Here is a 26,171-nt window from a genome sequence, read left to right on the forward strand (position 1 = left end):
CCTTTCAAGCGATTGCACAGGAAGGGTTCACGCCACTCTTTTATCAATCTTTTTTCCAGCCCATCGCCGGTTTCACAGCTGAAAGGTTAATAAAATTAATCACTGGAAGCTATTTTTTTCTGAGTTGTGACAGGCGTGGCATCAAACCATCCTGTTTACTAGTACATATATCGACGTTTATTAAAATGGCACCGAAACACAAGTGAATGAATTTAAATTAAATTAAAGCTGAGATCGCCAACCTTGGCTGGCCTCATTGTGGTTCAAACACAATGCGTATCCACCCTTTTTTAATTTCAGGACAACAAGATACCATGTCGAAAATCTCCAGTTCTCATAATCGTTTGCTTTCCTTAGATGTTCTACGAGGTATGACAATCGCAGGAATGATTCTGGTCAATAACCCGGGTTCTTGGAGCTACGTTTATGCTCCTCTCGGCCATGCCTCTTGGCATGGGCTGACGCCAACCGATCTGGTTTTCCCATTCTTCATGTTCATTATGGGCATCTCTACGTATATTTCTCTCCAGAAAAGCCAGTTCTCCGCCAGTTCAGCGAACATAACCAAAATTCTGACCCGCACCTTGGTTATCTTTATGATTGGGTTATTGATTGCCTGGTTTGCCCTTTTTCTCAGAACCTCCTACAAACTTACTGCTGAGGGAGTTGAATTCTGGCAGCGACTAGGGCCTTCACTGTGGAATTTTGAACATATCCGTATTTTAGGGGTGATGCAGCGATTGGCGATCTGTTATGCAGCCACCGCAATCATTGCCCTTTTGGTCAACCATAAATACATCCCGCATATCATCGTCACGCTCCTGTTGGGATATTTGGCAATTTTGCTTGCAGGCAATGGGTTTGAGCAAAGTGAGCAGAATATTATTTCGCGGATCGACCAGGCCGTTCTCGGCGTCAACCACATGTATAAAGATGCCGGACTGGCGATTGACCCTGAAGGTTTGCTGAGCACCCTCCCGGCGATCGCCCATGTCCTGTTAGGTTTTTATTGCGGCAAAATACTCTCACGCACCAAGGATATTCAGCAGAAAGTACAAACGCTATTTATTATAGGCACCAGCCTGACCTTCATCGGCTTTTTACTCAGCTATGGTTGCCCGATTAATAAAAAGATATGGTCGCCCACTTTTGTCCTGGTGACTTGTGGCTTAGCCGCATCTTTCCTCGCATTACTCATGTGGATTATTGATATTCAGGGCAAGGTAACCTGGAGTCGCTCTTTTGAAGCGTTCGGTATTAATCCGCTGTTTATCTACGTCAACGCGGCCTTTCTTTCTTTGCTGCTAAACACTATCCCGTTTGGCAGTTACGATTCGTTGGTCACGATTCACCAGTTAGTCTACGAAGGATTGTTAAGACCCGTATTAGGTGACTACCCGAGTTCACTGGTTTACGCTCTGCTGTTCCTTTGCGTCAACTGGTCTATCAGTTCAATGCTATATCGCCGGCAAATCTATATCAAAATCTGAATGTAAGCATGGCATTATCACGCCGCCAACGTATGTTCCCTGAAGGCGGCCAGCAGTTCTTCGATAAACTTCAGCCTGGCCGGGCGATCGGTGAGATCCAGCATAAACTTCAGCTTGGCCGGGCCATCGAGGCGGTAAACCTGTGGGTTGCTTTGCAGTAAGCCAATCAGATAGCTCGGGTCGACGCGGTTTTTCTCGCCGAACTCGATAAACCCACCGCGCTCGTTACCTTCAATACGTTTGATCCCCAGTTTCTGCGCATGCTGGCGCATCGCCGCGCTTTGCAACAGATGGCGTGCCGCATCCGGCAGCAGCCCGAAACGATCAATCAACTCCACTTTCAGTTCTTCCAGTTCACCGGTATTTTTCGCACTGGCGATGCGCTTGTAGAAGGACAAACGGGTATTCACATCTGGGATAAAATCATCCGGCAGCAGGGCTGGCATGCGCAGTTCGACTTCGGTCTGATTGCTGGTGAGATCTTCCAGCGAAGGCTCGCGCCCGTTTTTCAGCGCATCGACGGCGCTTTCCAACAGTTCCATATACAGCGAGAAACCGACGGTGGTCATCTGGCCGCTCTGATCTTCACCCAGCAATTCGCCAGCGCCACGGATTTCCAGATCGTGGGTTGCTAGCGCAAAGCCTGCGCCCAAGTCTTCCAACGCGGCGATCGCTTCCAGACGTTTGTGTGCATCGGCACTCATGGTTTTTGGATGCGGCGTGAGCAGGTAGGCATAAGCCTGATGGTGTGAACGCCCAACGCGGCCGCGAAGCTGGTGCAGTTGCGCCAGGCCGAAGCGATCGGCCCGCTCAATAACAATGGTATTGGCACTCGGGATATCGATACCGGTTTCGATAATGGTGGTGCAAACCAGCACGTTGAAGCGTTGGTGATGGAAATCGTTCATCACCCGCTCCAGATCGCGCTCGCGCATCTGGCCGTGGCCGATGGCGATACGTGCCTCTGGCACCAGTTCTGCCAGCCGCTCTGCAGCTTTATCGATGTTTTCCACATCGTTGTACAGGTAATACACCTGCCCACCGCGCAACACCTCACGCAGAATGGCTTCGCGTACTACCAGGCTGTCGTATTCGCGCACGAAAGTTTTTACCGCCAGGCGGCGCGCTGGCGGGGTGGCGATAATCGATAAGTCGCGCATGCCGCTCATCGCCATATTCAGGGTGCGCGGAATTGGCGTGGCGGTGAGCGTCAGGATATCCACGTCAGCGCGCATCGCTTTAATGCGCTCTTTGTGGCGCACGCCGAAGCGGTGTTCTTCATCGACGATCAACAACCCCAAATCTTTCCAGCGCAGATCGCTTTGCAGCAGTTTATGGGTGCCGATGATGATATCCACTTTGCCTTCTGCGGCTTCTTCCAGCACCTGCTGTTGCTCTTTGGCGCTACGAAAACGCGACATCATCTCAATGCGGATCGGCCAGGTGGCAAAACGATCGCGGAAGTTATCGAAGTGCTGCTGCGCCAGCAGGGTGGTCGGCACCAAGACCGCCACCTGCTTATTGTTCTCCACCGCCAGAAACGCGGCGCGCATTGCCACTTCGGTTTTACCGAAGCCGACATCGCCACACACCAGACGATCCATCGCCAGCGGCTGACACATATCGCTCAGCACGGCGTTGATCGCCTGTTCCTGATCGGGCGTGGTTTCAAACGGGAAAGTCTGGCAGAACAACTGATACTGTTCGCGGTTGTGCTTGAACGCAAAGCCAGACTTAGCGGCGCGCTGGGCATAAATATCCAGCAGTTCGGCCGCCACGTCACGCACGCGTTCGGCCGCTTTCTGCCGCGCCCGCGACCAGACATCGCCGCCCAGCTTGTGCAGCGGCGCATTCTCGTCGGCACCCCCAGCGTAGCGGCTGATCAGATGCAGGGAGGAAACGGGTACGTACAGTTTGTCTTCGCCAGCGTAAGAGAGGATCAGGTATTCAGCCTTGATGCCACCGGTTTCCAGCGTAGTCAGGCCGACATAGCGCCCGACGCCGTGTTCCAGATGCACCACCGGTTGACCAGAGTGCAGTTCCGCCAGGTTGCGGATCAGCGTATCGGTATTAATGGTGCGGCGATTATCCTGCCGACGGCGGCTGACGCGTTCACCGAGCAAATCGCTTTCGCAGATCAGCGCCCGGTTGCGCAGGCTATCGAGAAAACCGCGCTCGGAGGCGCCGATCATCATATAGCGGCCGGGCGCTTCCGCCTCATCAAGGTGCTGGATCAGGCTGGTGCTCAGCTTGATGCGGCCCAGCAAATCTTGCAGGGTTTCACGGCGGCCTTCGCTTTCGACCGAGAAGATGACGCTGCCGCTGAAACTTTCGATAAACCGGCGCAGATTATCCAGCGGGGCTTTCTGCTGGGCCTGGACGGACAGATCGGGCAGGGTCTGATAACCCAGATTGGTACTGCCCGCTTTGGCAGGCAGATCGTCAGTTTTCAGCGCCATACGTGGCCAGGCTTTCAGCTCGGCGAACAGTGCATCCACGCGCAGCCACAGCGTGTCGGGGGCGAGCAAAGGGCGCATCGGGTCAACCCGGCGGCTCTCAAAGCGCTGATTCACATCCAGCCAGAAGCGCTCGGCGGCGCTTTCCAGGTTGCCGGTGTTGACGATCAGCGTATTTGCGGGCAGATAGCTGAATAAAGAAGGCAGCGGCTGGCTGAAGAACAGCGGTTGCCAGTATTCAATACCGGCTGGCCAAGTGCCTTTGCTCACCTGCTGATAAATATGTTCGGCGTCGCGGCGCACTTCAAACTGTTCACGCCACTGGCTGCGGAACAGTTCAATGGCGGTTTTATCGGTGGGGAATTCATGGGCGGGCAGCAGATTGATGGCATCTACTTCGCTCAGCGTGCGCTGGGTATCCACGTCGAAGGTGCGCAGGCTGTCGATCTCATCATCGAAAAAGTCGAGACGGTATGGTTCCTCGCTGCCCATTGGGTACAGATCGAGCAGCGCACCGCGGGTGGCGAACTCGCCGTGCTCCATCACCTGATCGACGCTGCGGTAACCGGCCTGCTCCAACTGAGCACGCAGGAGATCCCGTGAAAGTCGCTGACCTTTTTTCATCACCAGCGCATGGCCGTGCAGGAACTCATGCGGGCAAACGCGCTGCATCAGGGTATTGACCGGCAGAATAATAATGCCGCGTTCCATGGTCGGAAGGTGATACAAGCTGGAAAGGCGCGCCGAGATGATTTCCTGATGCGGCGAGAAACTGTCGTACGGCAGCGTTTCCCAGTCGGAAATGCTGGTCACCCTCTGATCGGTAAACTGTTGGATCTCATCACGCAGCCGCAGCGCGTTTTGCATATCCGGGGCGACGAGCATCACCGGGCCGCAATGGCGTTCGGCGATCTCGGCGCATTCCACGGCACAGGCAGAGCCGGTCAGTTGCCCCAGTTGGCGCAAATCACCCGCGCGGTCAGGTAGAGAGTAACGAGAAGAGGGTGAGGCGGAGCGGCGGCTATTATCAGAAGTGCTCATTCAGTTATCTTTAATCAATGAATTGAATAACAGTTTTTGTGGTGTTCACCGTGGTGCTCGACGCGTGAATACCACAAAGCCCTGTTTACCTGGCGCAAATAACAGCGCGCCTTTACCTCCTTTATACTAGCCCAGCGGCTAATAAACTGACACAGGTAAAGCATACACCAGGCTGCTGTTGGGCGTTATTTAACCGCAGGTAAGAGAATAAAACCCGCCGGGTGGTTCCATAAACCGGGTGGAGCCATTATTATCCATGCTCATTGTGCTTAAGCTACGGCAACTAAACGGATTTCATGTATCAACCTGTCGCGTTATTCATTGGCCTGCGTTATATGCGCGGGCGAGCTTCAGACCGCTTTGGGCGGTTTGTCTCCTGGCTGTCCACCATCGGCATTACGCTGGGTGTGATGGCATTGGTCACCGTACTTTCGGTGATGAACGGTTTCGAAAAAGATCTCGAAAACAACATCTTGGGCTTAATGCCGCAGGCGTTGATTACCGGTAAGCAGGGTTCGATCAACCCTGAGCAACTCCCGGCGTCTGCCGTGCAGGGGTTGCAAGGCGTGGCCCGCGTTGCACCGCTGACCACCGGTGACGTGGTGCTGCAAAGCGCGCGTAGCGTCGCCGTCGGGGTGATTCTCGGGGTGAATCCGGATGACGCCGATCCGCTGTCGCCGTTCCTGGTTAACGTCAAGCAGCAACAGTTGCAGCCGGGCGAATACAATCTCATCATCGGCGAACAGCTTGCCGGGCAGTTGGGCGTCAAACGTGGCGATCAGCTGCGCCTGATGGTGCCGAGCGCCAGCCAGTTTACCCCGATGGGCCGCATTCCAAGCCAGCGCCTGTTTACCATTATTGGTACTTTCCACGCCAACAGTGAGGTGGATGGTTACCAACTGTTGGCTAACCAGCAGGATGCTTCACGCCTGATGCGTTATCCGGCGGGGAATATCACCGGTTGGCGTCTGTTCCTGCAACAGCCGTTGCAGGTGGATACCCTCAGCCAGCAAACGCTGCCAGAAGGCACCGTATGGAAAGACTGGCGCGAACGTAAGGGTGAGCTGTTCCAGGCGGTGCGCATGGAGAAAAATATGATGGGGTTGCTGCTTAGCCTGATTGTGGCGGTAGCGGCATTCAATATCATTACCTCTCTGAGCCTGCTGGTGATGGAGAAGCAGGGCGAAGTCGCCATTCTGCAAACTCTGGGCCTGACGCGGCGCCAGATTATGTTGATCTTTATGGTGCAGGGTGCCAGTGCGGGCATTATTGGTTCGCTGCTGGGCACTTTGTTGGGCGTGCTGCTGGCCAGTAATCTGAATAACCTGGTGCCGATTCTGGGTGTCTTGCTTGACGGCGCTACGCTGCCGGTGGCGATTGATCCGCTACAGGTGACGATCATTGCCTTCGCGGCGATGGCGGTTTCCCTGTTATCCACGCTTTACCCTTCATGGCGCGCTGCCGCCGTACAACCCGCTGAGGCTTTACGTTATGAGTAACCATCTTTTGTTGCAGTGTGACAACCTGTGCAAGACCTATCAGGAAGGCAATCTGCATACCGATGTGCTGCGCAATGTCAGTTTTGCCATGCAACCGGGCGAGATGATGGCGATCGTCGGCAGCTCGGGTTCCGGTAAAAGTACCTTGTTGCACCTGCTGGGCGGGCTGGATTCGCCGACTTCCGGCGAAGTGATCTACAAGGGCCAGTCATTGAATTCGCTCTCTTCCGCCGCCAAGGCCGAATTGCGTAACCGTCAGCTTGGTTTTATTTATCAGTTCCATCATCTGTTGCCAGATTTCACCGCGCTGGAAAACGCCGCTATGCCGCTGTTAATTGGCGGTACGAAACCGGCGCTGGCGCAGGAAAAAGCGCTGGAAATGCTGGCGGCGGTCGGGCTGGAAAAACGCAGCAAGCACCGCCCCTCTGAGCTTTCCGGCGGCGAACGCCAGCGCGTGGCGATCGCTCGCGCACTGGTGAATAACCCGTCGCTGGTGCTGGCGGACGAACCGACCGGTAACCTCGATCAGCGCACCGCCGACAGCATCTTTGATTTGCTGGGTGAACTGAACGTGCGTCAGGGCACTGCGTTTCTGGTGGTGACCCACGATCTGCAACTCGCCAAGCGCCTGAGCCGCCAGTTGGAAATGCGTGATGGCCATCTGCAAGCGCACCTGACCCTGATGGGGGCCGAGTAATGAGCGCTTCGCCACTTTCCTTGCTGATGGCGCTGCGCTTTAGCCGTGGCCGGCGGCGCGGCGGCATGGTGTCGCTGATTTCGGTGATCTCCACCATTGGTATCGCGCTGGGGGTGGCGGTGCTGATCGTCGGCCTGAGTGCGATGAACGGCTTTGAGCGTGAACTGCAAAACCGCATTTTGGCGGTGGTGCCGCACGGTGAGATCGAACCGGTCAATCAGCCGTTTGAAGGCTGGCCCGAGATCCAGCAGCGGGTGGAGAAAGTGCCGGGCATTTTGGCTGCCGCGCCTTATATCAACTTTACTGGCCTGATGGAAAACGGCACCCAACTGCGTGCGGTGCAGGTCAAAGGTGTGGATCCTGCGCAGGAAAGCCAGCTCAGCGCACTGCCGAAATACGTGCAGGGCGATGCCTGGGCCAATTTCAAAAGCGGTGAACAGCAGGTGATTCTGGGCAAAGGCGTTGCCGAAGCGCTGGGGGTGAAGCAAGGTTCTTATGTGACGGTGATGATCCCGAACAGCGATCCGGAAATGAAGCTGCTGCAACCGAAACGTATTCGCCTGCAAGTGGCCGGTATTCTACAACTCAGCGGCCAGCTTGATCACAGCCTGGCGATGGTGCCACTGGCCGATGCGCAACAGTATCTGGATATGGGTGACAGTGTCACTGGCCTGGCTATCAAAGTCAATGACGTGTTCGCGGCGAATAAACTGGTGCGTGATGCCGGTGAAGTCACCGATGCTTATGTCTATATCAAAAGTTGGATCGGCACCTACGGTTATATGTATCGCGATATCCAGATGATCCGCGCCATTATGTATCTGGCGATGGTGCTGGTGATTGGGGTGGCCTGTTTTAACATTGTTTCCACCTTGGTGATGGCAGTGAAGGATAAAAGCGGTGATATCGCCGTGCTACGTACTCTCGGTGCCAAAGACGGGTTTATCCGTGCCATCTTCATCTGGTACGGCTTGCTGGCCGGGCTGGTGGGTAGCTTAAGCGGCGTGGTGGTCGGCGTTATTGCTTCGTTGCAACTGACCAATCTTATCAAAGGGATCGAAAAGCTGATGGGGCACTCTTTCCTGTCTGGTGATATCTACTTTATCGATTTCCTGCCGTCCGAACTGCACTGGCTGGACGTAATTATCGTTCTGGCGACCGCCATTGTGCTCAGCCTGCTGGCCAGTTGGTATCCGGCCCGGCGTGCGAGCCGCATCGATCCTGCTCGCGTACTGAGCGGGCAATAGTAAAAACCTGGGGCTGATGAATACGCCCCATTTTTTTAGCCTGAGGTCGAGTTATGTACTACGGTTTCGATATGGGCGGCACCAAGATTGAATTGGGTGTGTTCGATGCCGATCTACGGCGTATCTGGCAGAAACGCCTACCAACGCCGCGTGATGACTACCGGCAACTGCTGGCGGTGTTGCGCGATCTCACCCATGAGGCCGATGCGTTTTGCGGTATGCAAGGTTCAGTGGGGATAGGAATTCCGGGCCTGCCGAATGAAGATGGCACTCTGTTTACCGCCAACGTGCCCGCCGCAATGGGGCAACCGTTGCCGCGCGATCTGGGCACGCTGATTGGCCGCGAGGTCAGGGTAGATAACGACGCCAACTGCTTCGCTTTGTCAGAAGCCTGGGATGATGAATTCCGTCACTATCCCAGCGTGTTGGGTATTATCCTTGGCACCGGTGTAGGCGGTGGCTTGATTGTGGATGGCAAAGTGCTGTCTGGGCGTAACTATATCGCCGGTGAGTTTGGCCACTTCCGTTTGCCAGTGGATGCGCTGGAGGTGCTGGGGCGTGATATACCTCGCGTAGCCTGCGGTTGTGGTCATGATGGTTGCATTGAAAATTACATATCGGGCCGCGGATTTGAGTGGATGTACCACCACTTTTATCAACACCACTTGCCTGCGCAGCAGATCATTGCGCATTATCAGGCGGGTGAGCCACAGGCCGTGGCGCATGTTGATCGTTTTCTGGACGTGCTGGCGATATGTCTCGGCAATCTGCTGACTATTATCGATCCGCATCTGGTGGTGATTGGCGGTGGGCTATCGAATTTCGACGCGATCTACCAGGCGTTGCCGCAACGCTTGCCAGCGCATCTGCTGCGTGTGGCTAAACTGCCACGCATCGAGAAAGCGCGTTACGGTGATGCCGGTGGGGTTCGTGGGGCTGCGTTTCTCAATTTGGTGCGTAATAAATAAGGAGAGTTCATGCACACTCGCCATCGGTTGTGTCGGTTTCGCAAGAATAAGCATGTGCTGCATCAGCGTTTTCGCTCACGGATTTTCCACCGAGATACAATGGCAGCGGCAGAGCTGAAAAAGCCTTTTGTCGTGGTGCTGACGGGAGCTGGGATTTCTGCTGAATCGGGTATCCGCACGTTCCGCGCAGACGACGGGTTATGGGAAGAACACCAGGTGGAAGATGTGGCCACCCCGGAAGGCTATCGGCGCGATCCTGCGCTGGTGCAGGCGTTTTACAACGCGCGCCGTCAGCAGCTTCAGCAACCGGGCATTGCCCCGAATGCCGCTCACCGCGTGCTGGCCGATCTCGAAGAGTGGCTGGGGGATAACTTCCTGCTGGTGACGCAAAATATCGACAATCTGCATGAGCGTGCAGGCAGTAAGCGCGTGTTGCATATGCACGGTGAACTGCTGAAAGTGCGTTGTACCCACTCCGGGCAGGTATTCAACTGGCCTGGCGATCTGAACGTGGATGATCGTTGCCATTGCTGCCAATTCCCAGCACCGCTTCGCCCGCACGTGGTGTGGTTTGGTGAAATGCCGTTGAGAATGACCGAGATTTACGACGCGCTGGCAAAAGCCGACTTCTTCGTAGCCATCGGCACCTCTGGCCATGTTTATCCGGCGGCGGGCTTTGTGCATGAGGCGCGATCGGCGGGTGCCTATACCATTGAGCTGAATCTGGAGCCCAGTCAGGTGGAAAGCCAGTTCGATGAGAAACACTATGGCCCGGCCAGTGAAGTGGTGCCGCGGTTTATGCATAAACTGCTGGCGGGTAAACTCGAGCGGGCAGATATCCCCTATGACGGGTCTGGAGCCCAATGAAACGGAAGTATACGCCAAGTACTTTTTTGTACCGATAATGTCAGGTTAGCCGGACAGTTTTAGCACATCATCCTAATGTTAGTTTAAAATGACGATTTAAAACAAATCATAGAGTTGTCGCACTTATAGTGCATAGAAGCCAAGTTGTAATATACGCTTTTGGCTTAAGACCTCCTCATGACCTGTTGGACAGGGACATTTTTTACAGGAGTTGATGGCATGAAAATGATTCTGCCCGTTGAGGGCTATTCATCCGCCGGTGAGTTGATGTCGGCGTTGCAGGGAAGCCAGGGGGATACTTTCTGGTTGTTCAAACAGCAGGGCCACTGGCACGGGGGGATCCACCTGAATGACAGTTTCTATGCCGGTGGTGTGTACAACCCGAGTGGTCAGGGCCATAGCGGTCTGAAGGCGATGACCGATGGCCACATTGTCGCTTACCGGCTGAATGATGATTATCTGACAGCGGCTTACAAGCACAATTCCCTCCCGAAAGCCTTTCGCTTCACGTCAACGTTTGTGCTGATCAAATCGACCTGTACGCCCGATGCGGAGAAGCCGGATAACGCGCTGGATTTTTACACGCTGTGGGTGCAGTTGGCTCCGTTGTCGGTGTATGGCGTGGGGGCTAACCCGACCGCCAAGGTGGTGGCGAGCTCGCTGAAAGTGCGGCAGGACAACCCGGCTCCTGGGTGGGTACGCAGTGGGTTGCCCCAAGGTGCCGCTATCCCGACATCGACGGACGGGCGGCTCCCTTACGCCGTTCCGCTCGAGAGCCAGGCGGTTCTGCCGCGTGGCAGTGTGGTGGAGATCCTGGAAGAAGCGAATTTCTTCCTACGCGGCAGGGTGGCCCCGTTTGTGTTCGTGCGGGTGAAGACGGTGCCTGAAGGGAGGGCATCGACCGTTGAAGCTGGCATGACGGGGTGGGTGTCCGGGCTGGCCAAATACCTGAAGCGAGAGAAGCGGTTTGTCCCGGCGTGGATGGAGGCCGCGCGAAAAAAAGGGGTCTTCAATGAGGTGGTGACGCTGAAGGGGGATGAGGCCATCCCGGTGAACTCCGGTGACGTTATCGGGCATATGGGGCGGCATGAATCGCCCTTTGAAGCCCCGTACCATTTTTGCCACCTGGAAGTGTTCAGCCAGGACAGCCGGTTGCCGGATTTTGTGGCCAACAAGGCGGGAGTGACGAAGGGAGAGCCGCTTGTCCGGTCACTGGCGGGGAAAACGCGGTATCTGTACAGTGAGAGTGAAAACCGGTTTGTGGTGTGTGGCGAGGAGGATGATCCGTTAACGACCCATGAAGATCGGTTTACCCCGATGGGGAAGTCCGATAAAAAGACGGTGGAGGGCAAGGACTGGTACTACATCGCGGGTGAAAATTCCTGGCTACCTGCTGACGAGGTGACGGTCATCAATCAGTTCGACCTGGCCAAGCGGGGTTTTGTACTGCTGACGGAGGACGCGCCGCCGCAGGATGTGTTGAAGGCGAGGCAGGAGCCGTGGTTCCGGGATGTGTTTGAACGGCTGAAGGTGCAGGCGGACAGCAACACAAAAGGGATGTACTCGGCCACGGTGTCGGAAGGGTATCAACGGCTGTTGAGACAGATGGACCTGGACGGAGACGGAAAGATCTCCAACAGTGAGCTGTGGAAGCATCTGCATTGCCGGGAGAAACATATCCAGGATCAGCTGCAGCGGTTTATTGTGAAGCATCATAGCGAATGGGTTCATGATGCGAGTTCGGCGCTGTGGCAGGGGACGCTGGCCGAGATGGCGAAGCGTTTTCCGGGTGATGCGGAATACAACCGGCAGCATATCAACGCGATGGTGTGGATGAAGCATGTGCCAGAGCTCCGCAGTGGAGAGGCGTTGTGGCATCTGCATCCGGTGGCCTTTTTGGAAGCATTGGCCGAGGGGCATAGGTGTGCGTGTAACAGAGATATAACTCTGGATGAGTTGTTGAAGATCGCCCCTAACGCTGACAAAGAAAAATTGGAACAGTATCTGCCGGTGTTTAATGAAGGATTTCGTGAGTTTGGTATGACGACATGTCGTGAGAAGGCTCATTTTTTGGCTCAATGTTGCCATGAAAGCGGTGGGCTGAGGCTGACAGTTGAAGGCGGCGGTAGTGAAAAAGACTATGCTCCGTGGTATGGCCGTGGACTAATTCAGCTTACGTGGCGTGATACATATGAACAATATGGGATATATGCTGGTGAGGACTTTTTATCTAATGGTTTATCAAGAGATAAAGTTGCTACGTATCCACATTGTGTAAAGTCAGCATTTTGGTTTTACTGTGTTAATAAAAGAGTAGCTGGTTTTGCTAGACAAGATGATTTAAATATAGTTACTGCACTTATTAATGGTGGTTTTAATGGCTATAACGATAGAGTTAAATATTTTGATAGGGCGGTAGATGTTCTGAAGGCAACGCACTTAAATGTATTGAGAAAAAATAGTGGTTTTTTATTTGAAGATAGTGAAATATACAACTACCGTGTTTATGCATATAGTTGGGGAAGATACCACGATCCTCTACGAAGCGAAAGTGGAACGGATAAGAACAGAGTAGAGGCAATTAATGCTTATCAGCGTGCGACAACTCTATATCAAAGTAGGAATGATACAGATAAAGTAAATGCGATAAGAGAAAAAATCACGAATCTTGGGTGATTTAATAAACATGATAATTCTCCCCTTCAAGCAAAAAAAGAGGGGGGGTGGGAGCATATGGATGAAGAAGATATATATAGCTTTTCTATTATTAGTTATATCTACCTCTGTTATAGCTAATGAAGAAGAGGCTAGTTCAAAGGGTATAAAGCCTATCGTGATGGCAGTCGTGAAAGCTGGCAGTGTTCAATATGAAGATATATGCAGCTCAATAAAAGAGAAATGTAATGGGAATGGCGATTACTCAATATGGAAAAGTAAGAGTGAGGAAAATACGTTCTATTTTATTAATCGCAGTCCTGAGTTGGTCAAGATAAAAAAAATAAACGATAGCTACCATGTTGATGGCGATTGGAGTTTTAGTAAATATCACCATAGCAATGAAAGTGAGAATCGTAGTGACGATGACTTATCAAGCGGTGGAGTGACTATATATCCAGCAATATACCCATTGAGTAAAGAGAAACAAGCCATAGCATTGGTTTACAAATGGTCAGCATCATATTCTGGAGGAGGGAGGGAATATAATTACGCAGATTTTATTATGCTTAGTAATGATGGAAAGTATAGTGTTGCATTTAAAAATATTTTGTTTTCATCAAAAGAACAAATCAGAGCGTGTTTTACTGAGGCGGATTACTCAAAGAAATCGCATTGTTACGATGAAAACTGGAGTGTTTTGAATATAAAATTCATTGATGATAATAAAGAATATTATTCATGGGGTTTTATAAATAAGTCGTATGATTGGCCTTCGTTTACTGATCAGTCAGGCACGAAAATGAAAATAACGCAGGATATTAAATACCCATTTCAAGGGGGAGAGGAGTAGATCTGTCACCTTTATGCCGAGGGAAAATGTACACTGGTGGTCTCGTTTTGGGGAGGCTCTTTGAAAGATCCTTTTGAGATCCTCTGCTCTGAGCGTAATCTACTGCTCTGAAACGAAAAACCACCTTCGGTGCGTTTCGCCAGATCTTCAACTGGGGAACTGTGTCCGAGTGGTAACGGGATTCTTCGCAAGTACGGTTCTGAGAAGGAGTCGGCAGGTCTACTCAACTAACATTCCTATAAGACTAATGATTTCAGGTAAATCTGATTATTAATGACCTGTCTCAATATTTGATCCGAATCGGTTCCGCATAATGAAACGCGAAATTCTGAGGGCGGAACCATGGATAAACTACTTGATCGCTTTTTTAACTACGTCTCTTTCGACACACAGGCTAAAGCGAACGTCAAACATGTGCCGAGTACCGATGGGCAACTGAAGTTGGCGCGTGCGTTGCGGCAGGAAATGATTGAGTTGGGGTTTGAACAGGTATCGCTCAGCGAGCACGGCTGCGTGATGGGGACCTTGCCAGGCAATGTCGCTTGGCCGGTGCCTACGATTGGATTTATTTCTCACCTTGATACTTCACCGGACTTTTCCGGTAAAAATGTGACGCCACAGGTAGTGGAGAATTACCGCGGTGGTGATATTGCCTTGGGGATTGGTGATGAAGTGCTGTCACCGGTGATGTTCCCGATCCTGCACCAGATGCTGGGGCAAACGCTGATCACCACCGACGGCAAAACGCTGCTGGGGGCCGACGACAAGGCCGGTATTGCCGAAATCCTCACCGCGATGATGCGGCTGAAACAGCAAAAAATCCCACATGGTGACATCCGCGTTGCCTTTACGCCTGACGAAGAGGTGGGTAAAGGGGCACATTTCTTTGATGTGGAGGCCTTTAATGCCGAGTGGGCCTATACCGTTGATGGCGGCGGCGTGGGTGAGCTGGAGTGTGAAAATTTCAATGCAGCATCGGTGACGGTGAAAATTGTCGGCAACAATGTGCACCCCGGCACCGCCAAGGGGGTGATGGTCAATGCGTTGTCGCTGGCGTCACGCTTCCACCAGGCACTTCCGCCTGATGAAACACCTGAAAATACCGAAGGTTATGAAGGGTTTTATCACCTGAGCAGCATCAAAGGGCACGTTGAGCGCGCCGAAATGCATTACATCCTGCGTGACTTTGAGCGTGAAGGTTTTGAAGCACGTAAGCGCAAAATGATCGAAGTGGCGCAAATCGTCGGGCGCGGGCTGCCGCGGGATTGCTATATCGAAGTGGCGATCGAGGACAGCTATTACAACATGCGCGCTCAGGTTGCCGACCATCCGCATGTCATTGCGCTGGCGCAGCAGGCGATGCGCGATTGCGATATTCAACCGGTGATGAAACCGATTCGCGGCGGCACCGACGGGGCACAGCTGTCGTTCAAAGGGTTGCCTTGCCCAAATCTGTTTACCGGGGGATATAATTTCCACGGTAAGCATGAGTTCATTACGCTTGAAGGCATGGAGCAGGCCGTGGGCGTGATTATGCGTATCGCGGCATTAACGGCGGCGCGTGCCAAAAAGTAGGCAGACGTGTTTGTCGGGCGCAGTTTACTGCGCCCGCTTAATATCGATTAGTCGTTAAAATACCAGTAACCGCTGTTGATCAGCGTGGTCAGCAGGGCGAGGAAGGAAGGATCGTTCACCGCGTCGCCCAGCAGGGTTGCATCAACGCTGAAATGTTGGCACAGCGCATCCGCCGCCTGTAGGTGCTGGGTATCAATCAGTTCACCGTTAACAAAACACTGTTCGCCAATGCGCAGCACGCGCAGGCCACCCAAGCGTTGTAATGATTCGCCCTGTTGCAGCAGTTCGTAGATCTCCCCAGCTTGATACGGCGGCTCCGGCGGCGCAATATCCAACTCGTGGCGCGATTGCGAAATAAACTCACCAAACCAGTGCTGGAAATGTTCCGGCTGTTGCACCAGATCCAGCATCATCTGACGCAGCGCATCCACCTCTTGCGGCAAGACGTTGGCCGGATGATCGCGCAGGGTAATGTCTGGATCGCTGTAGCGCTGGCTGCCTAGATCTCGTGCCAGTACGTAATCGGCAAAGCCGCTGACCAGTTCACGGCCATTTGGGGCGCGGAAGCCCACGGAATAGTTGAGCGAGTTTTCCTGCGAATAGCCTTCGTGCGGGAAACCCGGTGGGATATACAGAATATCGCCCGGTTCCATCTCTTCATCGATGATGGCGTCGAAGGGTTCGACCTGAAGCAGATCTGGATGTGGGTTGTGCTGCTTCATCGGCACTTTCTCACCCACGCGCCAGCGACGGCGACCAGTGCCCTGAATAATGAAGACGTCGTATTGATCAAGATGCGGGCCTACACCACCGCCTGGCACAGAGAACGAAATCATCAGATCGTCCATGCGCCAGTCCGGCAGCTTGCGGAACGGGCGCATCAGCGCACTGGAAGGCTCATGCCAGTGATCGACCGCCTGTACCAGCAACGACCAGTTGGTTTCCCCCAGATGGTCGAAACTTTCGAAGGGGCCATGCGCAACCTGCCAGCGGCCATCCTGGTGGCTGACCAAGCGGCTGTCTACTTCGTTTTCCATCGCGAGTCCGGCCAACTCATCCGGGGAGATCGGATCGATAAAATTTTTGAAACCGCGCTTTAGGATCACCGGGCGTTTTTGCCAGTAGCGCTGCAGAAAGTCGTTCCAGTCCAGATCTAATTGATAATCCATGTTCTATTCCAGGATTGAGTGAGCTTGGGGGGATTATAACGGAAGTTCGACGTTGTGGATCGGGGCCTGAACGACAGAATTTACTCGTGATGGTGGGAGTCATGCTGGCGGGCGAAGGTCACTTCCATGCGAGCACCGCCCAGCGGGCTGTCGCTGATGGTAATGTGGCCGTCATACTGTTCGATAATCTCGGCGGCTACCGACAAACCCAGGCCTTGCCCTGGGCGCAGGGTATCGACGCGCTGGCCGCGCTGGAAGATCAGCTCACGTTTGCTCTCAGGGATGCCTGGGCCATCGTCATCAATCACAATGGTCAGGTATTTGTCGGAATGCAGCGAGGTGATCTCCACAAACTCCAAGCAGTATTTACAGGCGTTTTCCAGCACATTGCCCATCACTTCCATAAAGTCGTTCTTTTCGCCCATAAAAGTCACCTCAGGCGAGATATCAAGCGTGATCGCCACCCCTTTGCGTTGGTAGACCTTATTCAGCGCCAGAGCAAGGCTGTCGAGCAGGGCTGAGACCGAATGGATCTCGCGCGTCAGCACGGTTTGACCCGAATTGATACTGGCTCGGTGCAGATAATAACCAATCTGCTGTGAAATACGGCCGATCTGATCAAGCATGATCGGCTCTGCTTCTTCGATGGTGGTCTGCTTGCCGGAACGCAGCGAGCGCAGCGTGGTTTGCAGCACCGCTAGCGGGGTTTTCAGGCTGTGAGTCAGGTCCGACAGCGTGGTGCGATATTTGGTGTAACGCTGTCGTTCATTGCGCAGCAGAATATTGAGATTACGCACCAGCCCGCGCAGTTCGCTGGGGAGATTTTCATCCAACTGTTCGCGTTCGCCATTCTCCAACTGACCGACCTGGCTCACCAGTGCTTTAATAGGCCGCAGGCTCCAATAGGCCGCCAGCCACAGCAGTGGCACCACCAGCAACAGATTAGCCAGCAAGACGTAGCTGAACCATTCCCATACCACGTCTGAACGCTGTAGCTCCTGGGGGATACTGTCTACCACCACAATGGTTAACGCGGGCAGGCGCGGGGTAGCGGCGTAGGTATTGACGGCCACCGAGTGAGTCAGGGCATTCTGGTCTGCGTCATCGTAATCTTTCAGTTGATCCTGGGCTTTCGGGTTATTGCCCAACACTTCACTACTGATGCGGGTATCGGTATCAATCTCATAAAAACCCGACTCTTCCAGCCAGCTTTTCTGGATCAGTTTTTCCAGTTTCGGTACTTCGCGCTGGCTCCACAGCAGGTTGCCTTTATCGTCATAGATAAACACCAGCGTCGGGGAGTTGAGGTCGAGATCGGGCGGAATGGCGATGGTCAGCTTCTGTTCTTTCCATTGCGCCAGGCTGAAAAACAGGTTGCTCTCACCGCGCAGCAGGCGGAAAGCGGTTTTGTCGAAGCTGACGATATAGCCCACTACCGCCACCAGCCCATAGGATAACGACAGCGCCAGGATCACCCCGGCGGTGGCCATCAGAAACCGGGCGCGCAGCGAGAAGGGCTTTTTATCCTTTTTGAACATGATGTTCACTTAGCATCAAAACGATAGCCTTGACCACGCACGGTAGTGATCACCTCCTGTGGATATTCCGCCTGTAGTTTTTTACGCAGGCGGCCCATCAGCACGTCAATGGTGTGGCTCTCACGCAGCTCGGCATCCGGGTAAAGTTGCAGCATCAGCGAATCTTTGCTCACCACTTTGCCCGCGTTACGGATCAGGGTTTCGATGATGGTGTACTCAAACGCCGTCAGCTTGATTTGCTGTTCGTTAACGCTTAACTCACGGCGCGAAAGGTCGATCTGGAAGGGCGGCAGGACGATCACCTGCGAAGCCAGTCCACTGTTGCGGCGCATCAGCGCCTGCATACGGGCGATCACTTCTTCCAAGTGGAATGGCTTGGTGACGTAATCATCGGCACCGGCTTCCAGCACCGCGACTTTATCCTGCCAGCTTTCGCGGGCGGTCAGTACCAGAATGGGCAATTTCATCTGATGGGCGCGCCAGCGGCGGATCAGGCTCAGGCCGTCTTCTCCTGGCAGGCCAAGATCGACAATCGCGATATCAGGCGCATGTTCCTGCAAGAAATAGTCAGCCTCTTTGGCATCTTCTGCCGCATCCACCTGATGCCCCATTTCGCGCATCTGCACGGAAAGGTGGTGGCGCAATAGACCATTATCTTCAACAACCAGTACTCGCATGGGGCAGACTCCTGTAAATACGCGGGTGAAGTTCCGGCTACCCAGAGCGCGCTAAGTTATGGTAGGTATAAACCCGTTGATGCCGCAGGCGGGTGCTGGGAAATCCGTGTTATCACACAATGGGATGCGGCAATTATCGACAGTGAGTAATAAACGCAGGATAAACAGCATAGAGACAAAGGTAAACCAAACTTAAACGAAGGGGATGCTTTTTATACCCAAAAAAATTCAACCTTGCAGCAATCAGATGGAAGACGTTTATGGTGATAAATCAATATGGTCAGCCGGTGGGGGATCCATTACCACAATGGCAACCACGGTTACGGCCGACCGGCGCAACCTTAGCCGGTAAGTTTTGCCAGCTTACAGCGTTAGACGCCGAGCGAGATTTTACCGCGCTATTCAATGCGTACCAGCAAGCAGCGGATGGCCGCGATTGGACCTATCTTATGGGCGAACGGCCCGAAAGTTTGCCGGAAATGCGTGCACATTTGGCAAAGCTCGAAGCCAATACGAGCCTGGTGAATTTGGTGGTGAACGATTCGCATAGTCAAACGCCGGTAGGAACGGTGGCTTTTATGCGCATTGAGGAGGCAATCGGCGTGTTGGAGATTGGCCACGTCAACTGGTCTCCGCTGATGAAACAGCGTTCTTGCGCCACCGAGGCGATTTACCTGATGTTGCGCTACACCTTTGACGAATTGGGTTATCGCCGCTGTGAATGGAAGTGTGACAGCCTGAATGAGCCATCCCGGCAGGCGGCGCTGCGTTTCGGTTTCAGCTATGAGGGGCGGTTTATGAAAGCTCTGGTGACCAAAGGGCGCAGCCGGGATACCGACTGGTTCGCGATGACCGAAGATCGCTGGCCCGCAGTGCGTACTGCGTTCGAACAGTGGTTGGATGATGGGAACTTTACTGCCGACGGGCGGCAAAAACAGCGGTTGCAGGCGTTTATGCCGTAAAAATTAAGGCGACTTCTTCGTAACCTGCTCCCCCTCGCGATAGCGGGGGAAGTCAATTAAAACAATTGGTTAGAGAGATTGCATAGCCTCATTTAGTGCTATCTGGGGCAGTGGTGAACTTTAGGCCGGGGCATGCTTTCCGTTTGGACGGCGATTGGCTGTTGCCGGTTGGGTAAGGCGTATGAACCCCCCATTATGTTATTAGTAAAGTAAAACGCCTTGCATTTAGTGTAAGGTTTTTTACTATACACTCATTGGCTAGGGTTTACGGCATCATTGAAGGGCGCAGCGCTGAACAATATGAATGTGTTAAGAAAAACAATGTCATTACTTGAATGCATCACCGCCCACTATGGCGGCAATCAAGCCGAGTTTGCGAGGGTGTGTGACGTCAAGCCGCAACAGGTAACACAATGGATTAATAAAGGATTCATTGTTGTGGATGGCTCGTTGTATAGCCCGCGCCGGAAACTACCAAGTGTAAACCCTTCAACTGATAATCCGGAAACGGATTAATTTTACAGGTTAATGCGTTTCCGGGTTGGCCTGCGGCAGCAAAAGAAAACCCCGTTTAATCATTATGAATAAGGATTTCAAAATATGGATGACGGTGAGATGAAAAAAAAATTAATAGAACTTGGTATGAAGGAGATAGATGCTAGCACATTAATTAAAATTGCAAGATATAAAAAAACTAGCGTTAGCTGGCAATTCTTCTGGAGTTTATCAGGATTATATTGGTATGCATTTTTTATGATAGTGGCTTATTTCTTTTTCACTCGAGAGATGAATGAAAAAGAATATATATTATTCACAATAATATACATGTCATTATTTGCAATAATGTTTGCATTTACACCATTTCTAAGGAAATTACTCTGGAGTTTGAAGGTTTTATTTACACTAAGAGGACGATAACATGGATGGGTTTTCACTTACAATATTAGAAAGAGAAAAAGAAAAAGTAAATAGAATGGCTAGCGATTTGGCTCATTTCTCTTTAAATGATATCAGGCTTATCAATAGCTTCGTTGTGGAAGAGCATAAATTATCAGATAGTTACATCTTAGATTTTAAATATGGTAAATTGCAATTTCCCAGTGCCATGTTAAAACTTCAAGAGCAATATAATAAGCTTTACAAAACGTATGTAAATTTGCAGATGGGAACTGCGAAATTATATGCCATTGCAGAAAGAAAAAAACAACAAAACTCAGTGTTAAATATCACATTAAAACAAGTTGGTTTTATTAGCGGTGGATTACAAGCATTCGGAGGTGGAGGCATATGCGTTGCAAGTTTAGGATTGGCATGTGGTTCACTAGGAGCACCTTTACTCTTTCATGGATTAGAGAATTCATGGGAAAATGGATACTATCTTGTATATCGAGAAGATCCTACATCCATACCTCTGCGAAGCGCCTACAGACATGCCGCCAAGGCTTTAGGGGGCGACGATAAAGACGGTGATATCGCCTACTCTATAGGCGACCTTTCTCTTTCCGCAGGCTCGCTCTTCAGGTCGGTATTGAAAACAGATTCTTGGAAACTGTTCCGATACATCAGGGATGATTATATTATTGGATGGAGAGATATGGGGGCAGCCGGTCTCATCAGCGAACTGGTAGGAGATTCAGCCACAGGGTTATCCCTCTATCAGTTAATGAGTGGTAACTCTACCAATTGGAATGATTTATCAGAAAAAAAATAACAACAATACCGGTACATAGTAAACAAGCATTATGTACCGATACACTATCAAAAAAACTGTTCAATACACCCTATCTTCCCATAGGCTGTAACCTGTTGTCCCAGCCATATGATGAGCCCATTTTATATCTTGATAGACAACGCTTAATACTTCTTCAGGCTGGCTATCATTGTTAGTTAATGCATGTGGGTAATTCAACGACACACGTTTTAGTTTGGCTTTCCTGATCTCTATGGAAAAATATTTCTCCTGAGCACCAACACTGGATGTCCGATAAAAATCCAGCAGAAGATACATCTCTTCATTATTGGTGATACCCATACCAATCAGAGGTGTGGCCTTATCTACTGGCTTGGTAATTGTAAACGGTTGATGTGCGGTATGCTGTTCTCGGTTGATACCATGAGTCAACGCATAAACCATTATTTGGTCTTCATGTCCAGCCTGAAATTTATTGCCAATCGAATCATAAGAGCCACACCCTGAAGATATTACGCCCTGCTTCTCACCCTTCAATGTCAAATAGATTGAATTAGCCATGTAAGTCCTTTAACAATAAGTAAAAAAATATTTTCAACACATAACCCCAACCTACCGAAGTTGACCAGGTGAACGTGTCGCACCTTCTCTTGTTCGTTCTCCTCCCGTCGCGCAACCTACCTTGCTTATATCAAGGCTTGAGCATGCCGCATCACCAAAGGATTCAGTGATAATACGATCAACTTGCTGGTTGCTGCCAGTGCTGCCGACATGACACACGCCAGCTATTTTTGGTGGGGGTCTCGTTATCCGGCATGCCCTTGCAACAGGTCTAATGCCATTTGCCGCTCATCTGGTCGCAACCTTTCCAGCAGGGCTTTAATCAGCCCCTTGCTTTCCAGCCCCGCTGGGGCTGATGGCGTGCGACCACGTCACATTAAACACCCCGGTTTCACTGCATTCTACGTTGGTGCAGGTGCAATACCGGTCAGCAAATTGCGGAGCTTTCCATACTGACTTACGGATGTGCATCCATGCGCCACATTTGCTACAGGTAATTTTTAGTTGCGCCAGGCCTGCGGGGAACCGGTGAGCGGTCAACACGTCTTGTGCGCTGATATTTTTGCTATTGGCAACCCGCGTAATCCGTTATGACTCCCTTGCTATCCGTTATCACTTGGCCGCAATCCGTGATGATTTCATCACCTGCCCGTTGATTATCTTTCGATCGGTTTTAGCGATCAATTTATGACAATTGATCTGTGTAGCCAATTGAAGGGAAGCGGATTACCCCAGTAGACTGAAAACCAGTCAACAGTGAGGCCGCACCAAGGAAAAGAAGTAAAGAAAGCTTTGCACATCCACCGATGCAGGCCACAGAGCAGTGACCGGCCAGCCTACGGGCTGGCTTTTTTGTGCCAAAAGAAAAGCCCCAGCAATGGGCTTTTGTCGATGTGGTCATTATGTGGACGCGGTTAGAAATAAATCTTTTTATTTCAATATAATAAGACATAGCTAAGGCGACTGAAAAGTCGCCTTGATAGTCTTGCCGCGAGCTTATTTCAACTCATCTACCATGCTGGTGGCACGGCCAATATAGTTGGCCGGAGTCATGGCTTTCAGGCGGGTTTTTTCTGCTTCCGGCAGTTCCAGGCTGTCGATAAACGCTTGCATCCCCGCCGCATCCACGCGCTTGCCACGGGTCAGCTCTTTCAGCTTCTCGTACGGTTTTTCGATACCGTAACGGCGCATCACCGTCTGGATGGGTTCAGCCAGCACTTCCCAGTTGTGATCCAGTTCGTCCAGCAGGTGCGCCTGATTCACTTCCAGCTTGCTGATGCCTTTCAGGGTGGCCTGATAGGCGATCAATGCATAGCCCAGGCCGACGCCCAGGTTGCGCAGCACGGTAGAGTCGGTCAGATCGCGCTGCCAGCGGGAAACCGGCAATTTGCTCGCCAGGTGGCCCAGCACGGCATTAGCCAGGCCCAGGTTGCCTTCGGAGTTTTCGAAGTCGATCGGGTTAACCTTGTGCGGCATGGTGGAGGAACCAATTTCACCGGCAATGGTTTTCTGTTTGAAGTGATTGAGGGCGATGTAACCCCAGATATCACGGTCAAAGTCGATCAGAATGGTGTTGAAACGCGCGATGCAATCGAATAGTTCGGCGATATAGTCGTGCGGTTCGATCTGGGTGGTGTATGGGTTCCAGGTAATACCGAGCGAAGTGACAAACTCTTCGCTGAAACGGTGCCAGTCCACTTCCGGGTAAGCCACGATGTGGGCATTGTAGTTACCCACGGCACCGTTGATTTTCCCGAGGATCTCAACGCGTTCCAGCTGACGAAACTGGCGCTCCATACGGTAAGCCACGTTGGCGAACTCTTTACCGACGGTGGACGGGGTCGCTGGCTGGCCATGGGTGCGGGACAGCAGCGGAATGTCACGATATTCCAGCGCCAGCCCTTTGAGTGCATCAATGATTTTGCGCCAGAATGGCAGCACCACATCCTGGCGTGCCGTTTGCAGCATCAGCGCGTGTGACAGGTTGTTGATGTCCTCTGAAGTACAGGCGAAGTGGATAAACTCTGACACCGCCTGTAGGGCAGGAACCGCTTCCACCTTTTCTTTCAGGAAGTATTCAACCGCTTTCACGTCGTGGTTGGTGGTGCGTTCAATGGTTTTAATGCGCTGTGCGTCTTGCTCGCTGAACTCTGCGACGATTTTATCGAGGTAAGCGTTTGCGTCGGCATCAAAAGCCGGAACTTCCTTGATTTGTGTGCAGGCAGCCAGTTTTTGCAGCCAACGTACTTCAACCTGCACGCGGAATTTCAGCAAACCGTATTCGCTGAAAATGGTGCGCAGTGCGCTGACTTTATCACCGTAGCGTCCGTCAACGGGGGAAACGGCGGTCAGTGAGGATAATTCCATCGGTAGCAACTCCTGGGATCGATTAACAATGAGCAACGAGTTTTTGCGCCTGTTTGAACAGACGATTACGGGAAAACATTAATTGCAGGCGGCTGCCGCCGACCTGCTGCCACAGCACCGCAGCACGAATGCCTGCGAGCAGCGTGGCGCGTACCTTGGCCTGCACCTGCGGATTTTGCAGGATAGCCGGTGAACCGGTGACTTGAATCCGCGGCCCCAGCGGCGCAACCACGTCGACATAAATACCGGCCAGCGCGCTGATGATGGTGTCTGACTCCAGTTCGAAATGCGCCAGCTGGCGCTCTAACTGGCTCAGGCGTTCACCGAGCGTATTCATCGCCGACTTGTTGGCATTCAGCTTGCGCTCCAGCACCATCAGGCTGATGGTGTAACGGGTCAACTCAGCGGCCAAGCCTTTATTGTTGGCATTGAGCACGCTCATCAGCGTTTCAAGGCCCATTTTCAGGTTACGCTCTTCACCGCCGAATACCGCCAGCGTAGAAGGAGGATCCATTTGCAACAGGCTGCTCAGCGAAGTGTGAAACGCTTCGCGATCGGCTTGCCCTTCGTGCGCCAGTTGCTGTACCAAGCGCGCTGACTGGCTGATTCCAGCCATTGCCAACGTGATGTCGTAATAATTCTTCGCCACGATTACTCCTGTAAGCGTTGTTCGATAATGCCGCCGCCCAGGCAAATATCGCCGAGATAGAATACGGCGGATTGGCCTGGGGTTACGGCAGCCACCGGCTCGTCGAAGCGGACTTCAATGCGTTCTGCGTCGATCGGCGTTACGGTGCAGGGAATGTCCTGCTGGCGATAACGAGTCTTCACCGTGCAACGCAGGGCTGCCGTCAATGGCTGGCGATCGACCCAGTGCAGCTGTTGGGCGATCAGGCCAGTGGACATCAGGCGCGGGTGATCGTGGCCCTGGGCAACGATCAGAATATTGTTGGCAACGTCTTTATCCACCACATACCACGGGTCTTCGCTGCTGTCTTTCATGCCGCCAATGCCCAGCCCTTTACGCTGGCCGAGGGTGTGATACATCAACCCCTGGTGTTCACCGATGGTCTGGTCGTCAACGCTGACGATCGGGCCGGGTTGCGCAGGCAGGTAGCGGCCGAGGAAGTCGCGGAATTTACGTTCGCCGATAAAACAGATACCGGTGGAATCTTTTTTCTTGGCGGTGACCAGCTCCAGTTGTTCCGCGATGCGGCGAACTTCCGGTTTTTCCAGCTCGCCCACCGGGAACAGGCTTTGTGCCACCTGCTCGTGGCTGAGGGTATAGAGGAAATAGCTCTGGTCTTTGTTGCCGTCGATGCCGCGCAGCAGGCGGCTTTTACCGTCAACGTCCTGGCGGCGCACATAGTGGCCGGTAGCGATGTAATCTGCCCCCAGATCTTCTGCGGCAAATTCCAGGAACGCTTTGAATTTGATCTCTTTATTACACAGGATGTCCGGGTTCGGCGTGCGGCCCGCTTTATATTCTTCGAGGAACAGTTCGAACACGTTATCCCAGTATTCGGCGGCGAAGTTCACCGTGTGCAGCTCAATGCCAAGTTTGTCGCAAACCGCTTGCGCATCGGCCAAATCGGTGGCGGCTGAACAGTATTCCTCGTCATCGTCCTCTTCCCAGTTCTTCATAAACAGCCCAGCGACCTGATAGCCCTGTTGCTGTAACAGATAGGCAGTAACGGAAGAGTCGACACCGCCGGACATCCCGACGATTACTTTTTTCTGGCTGTTGTCTGACATGGGGATCTCACGAACTTGAACACATGACTGTGTGATAAAAAACAAGCGCAGTACTTTACCATGTTGGCCGCCTGCGCGCACGGCACTTATATGTTGTCTATGCC

General features: G+C 52.4%; 22 protein-coding genes. 13 read left to right on the forward strand and 9 right to left on the reverse strand.

All coding sequences use genetic code 11. The features are described from left to right. The first annotated feature begins 272 nt into the window (after positions 1-272). Positions 273-1,490, forward strand: a complete 1,218-nt coding sequence (locus ACX9GT_RS11405; RefSeq protein ID WP_473191163.1) for an acyltransferase family protein — start codon at positions 273-275, stop codon at positions 1,488-1,490. Positions 1,491-1,507: 17 nt separating this feature from the next. Here the strand turns inward: ACX9GT_RS11405 and mfd are convergent, their stop codons facing one another. Then, positions 1,508-4,987, reverse strand: a complete 3,480-nt coding sequence (gene mfd / locus ACX9GT_RS11410) for a transcription-repair coupling factor (RefSeq protein WP_473191164.1) — start codon at positions 4,985-4,987, stop codon at positions 1,508-1,510. A gap of 296 nt (positions 4,988-5,283) precedes the next feature. Here mfd and lolC point away from each other — a divergent pair, with 296 nt between their 5' ends. The 8 genes from lolC (at position 5,284) to pepT (ending at position 15,348) form a co-directional block, all read left to right on the forward strand. Further along, positions 5,284-6,486, forward strand: a complete 1,203-nt coding sequence (gene lolC / locus ACX9GT_RS11415) for a lipoprotein-releasing ABC transporter permease subunit LolC (RefSeq protein ID WP_473191165.1) — start codon at positions 5,284-5,286, stop codon at positions 6,484-6,486. Further along, positions 6,479-7,183 carry a lipoprotein-releasing ABC transporter ATP-binding protein LolD gene (gene lolD, locus ACX9GT_RS11420; protein ID WP_473191166.1) on the forward strand — a complete coding sequence of 235 codons (705 nt, stop codon included), beginning with the start codon at positions 6,479-6,481 and terminating at the stop codon, positions 7,181-7,183. Before lolC ends, lolD begins: the two co-directional genes overlap by 8 nt. After that, positions 7,183-8,430 carry a lipoprotein-releasing ABC transporter permease subunit LolE gene (lolE, locus tag ACX9GT_RS11425; protein WP_473191167.1) on the forward strand — a complete coding sequence of 416 codons (1,248 nt, stop codon included), beginning with the start codon at positions 7,183-7,185 and terminating at the stop codon, positions 8,428-8,430. Before lolD ends, lolE begins: the two co-directional genes overlap by 1 nt. 53 nt (positions 8,431-8,483) lie before the next feature. After that, positions 8,484-9,398 (forward strand): N-acetylglucosamine kinase, encoded by a 915-nt coding sequence (nagK, locus tag ACX9GT_RS11430; RefSeq protein WP_473191168.1) that lies wholly within the window; start codon positions 8,484-8,486, stop codon positions 9,396-9,398. Between the two features lie 9 nt (positions 9,399-9,407). Beyond that, positions 9,408-10,265 (forward strand): Sir2 family NAD+-dependent deacetylase, encoded by an 858-nt coding sequence (gene cobB, locus ACX9GT_RS11435; protein ID WP_473191169.1) that lies wholly within the window; start codon positions 9,408-9,410, stop codon positions 10,263-10,265. Between the two features lie 219 nt (positions 10,266-10,484). After that, positions 10,485-12,941: a hypothetical protein gene (locus ACX9GT_RS11440; protein WP_473191170.1), complete on the forward strand. Its 2,457-nt coding sequence runs from the start codon at positions 10,485-10,487 to the stop codon at positions 12,939-12,941. Between the two features lie 61 nt (positions 12,942-13,002). Then, positions 13,003-13,773: a hypothetical protein gene (locus ACX9GT_RS11445; RefSeq protein WP_473191171.1), complete on the forward strand. Its 771-nt coding sequence runs from the start codon at positions 13,003-13,005 to the stop codon at positions 13,771-13,773. A gap of 342 nt (positions 13,774-14,115) precedes the next feature. Further along, complete coding sequence (gene pepT, locus ACX9GT_RS11450) at positions 14,116-15,348, forward strand: peptidase T (protein ID WP_473191172.1); 1,233 nt, start codon at positions 14,116-14,118, stop codon at positions 15,346-15,348. A 47-nt stretch (positions 15,349-15,395) separates the two neighbouring features. Here the strand turns inward: pepT and ACX9GT_RS11455 are convergent, their stop codons facing one another. From ACX9GT_RS11455 to phoP, 3 genes are all read right to left on the reverse strand, one after another. Continuing rightward, positions 15,396-16,517, reverse strand: a complete 1,122-nt coding sequence (locus tag ACX9GT_RS11455) for a ribosomal protein uL16 3-hydroxylase (protein WP_473191173.1) — start codon at positions 16,515-16,517, stop codon at positions 15,396-15,398. Between the two features lie 80 nt (positions 16,518-16,597). Continuing rightward, the gene (phoQ, locus tag ACX9GT_RS11460; protein WP_473191174.1) at positions 16,598-18,055 is read right to left on the reverse strand and encodes a two-component system sensor histidine kinase PhoQ; all 1,458 of its coding nucleotides are present in this window, start codon (positions 18,053-18,055) and stop codon (positions 16,598-16,600) included. 5 nt (positions 18,056-18,060) lie between these two features. Further along, the gene (phoP, locus tag ACX9GT_RS11465) at positions 18,061-18,732 is read right to left on the reverse strand and encodes a two-component system response regulator PhoP (RefSeq protein ID WP_020826469.1); all 672 of its coding nucleotides are present in this window, start codon (positions 18,730-18,732) and stop codon (positions 18,061-18,063) included. A gap of 260 nt (positions 18,733-18,992) precedes the next feature. Between phoP and ACX9GT_RS11470 the strand changes: the two genes are divergently transcribed. The 4 genes from ACX9GT_RS11470 to ACX9GT_RS11485 all read left to right on the forward strand — a co-directional run bounded on the left by ACX9GT_RS11470 (position 18,993) and on the right by ACX9GT_RS11485 (position 21,405). Further along, positions 18,993-19,694, forward strand: coding sequence for a GNAT family N-acetyltransferase (locus ACX9GT_RS11470; protein ID WP_473191175.1), 702 nt, complete (start codon positions 18,993-18,995; stop codon positions 19,692-19,694). A gap of 321 nt (positions 19,695-20,015) precedes the next feature. After that, positions 20,016-20,210, forward strand: a complete 195-nt coding sequence (locus ACX9GT_RS11475; protein ID WP_473191176.1) for a hypothetical protein — start codon at positions 20,016-20,018, stop codon at positions 20,208-20,210. A gap of 84 nt (positions 20,211-20,294) precedes the next feature. Next, positions 20,295-20,612 carry a hypothetical protein gene (locus ACX9GT_RS11480; RefSeq protein WP_473191177.1) on the forward strand — a complete coding sequence of 106 codons (318 nt, stop codon included), beginning with the start codon at positions 20,295-20,297 and terminating at the stop codon, positions 20,610-20,612. A 1-nt stretch (position 20,613) separates the two neighbouring features. After that, positions 20,614-21,405 (forward strand): DUF4225 domain-containing protein, encoded by a 792-nt coding sequence (locus tag ACX9GT_RS11485; RefSeq protein WP_473191178.1) that lies wholly within the window; start codon positions 20,614-20,616, stop codon positions 21,403-21,405. Positions 21,406-21,465: 60 nt separating this feature from the next. Here ACX9GT_RS11485 and ACX9GT_RS11490 read toward each other — a convergent pair whose 3' ends face one another. The 5 genes from ACX9GT_RS11490 to mnmA form a co-directional block, all read right to left on the reverse strand. After that, a complete protein-coding gene (locus tag ACX9GT_RS11490; RefSeq protein WP_473191179.1) occupies positions 21,466-21,945 on the reverse strand; it encodes an Hcp family type VI secretion system effector in 480 nt (159 codons plus the stop codon). Between the two features lie 318 nt (positions 21,946-22,263). Continuing rightward, positions 22,264-22,416 (reverse strand): ogr/Delta-like zinc finger family protein, encoded by a 153-nt coding sequence (locus ACX9GT_RS11495; protein WP_473191180.1) that lies wholly within the window; start codon positions 22,414-22,416, stop codon positions 22,264-22,266. A 525-nt stretch (positions 22,417-22,941) separates the two neighbouring features. Further along, positions 22,942-24,312 carry an adenylosuccinate lyase gene (purB, locus tag ACX9GT_RS11500; protein ID WP_473191181.1) on the reverse strand — a complete coding sequence of 457 codons (1,371 nt, stop codon included), beginning with the start codon at positions 24,310-24,312 and terminating at the stop codon, positions 22,942-22,944. A gap of 22 nt (positions 24,313-24,334) precedes the next feature. Beyond that, positions 24,335-24,961, reverse strand: a complete 627-nt coding sequence (gene hflD, locus ACX9GT_RS11505) for a high frequency lysogenization protein HflD (protein WP_473191182.1) — start codon at positions 24,959-24,961, stop codon at positions 24,335-24,337. Positions 24,962-24,963: 2 nt separating this feature from the next. Next, a complete protein-coding gene (mnmA, locus tag ACX9GT_RS11510) occupies positions 24,964-26,067 on the reverse strand; it encodes a tRNA 2-thiouridine(34) synthase MnmA (protein WP_473191183.1) in 1,104 nt (367 codons plus the stop codon). Between the last annotated feature and the right edge of the window lie 104 nt (positions 26,068-26,171).

The organism is Serratia sp. YWN4 (genome assembly GCF_055790845.1).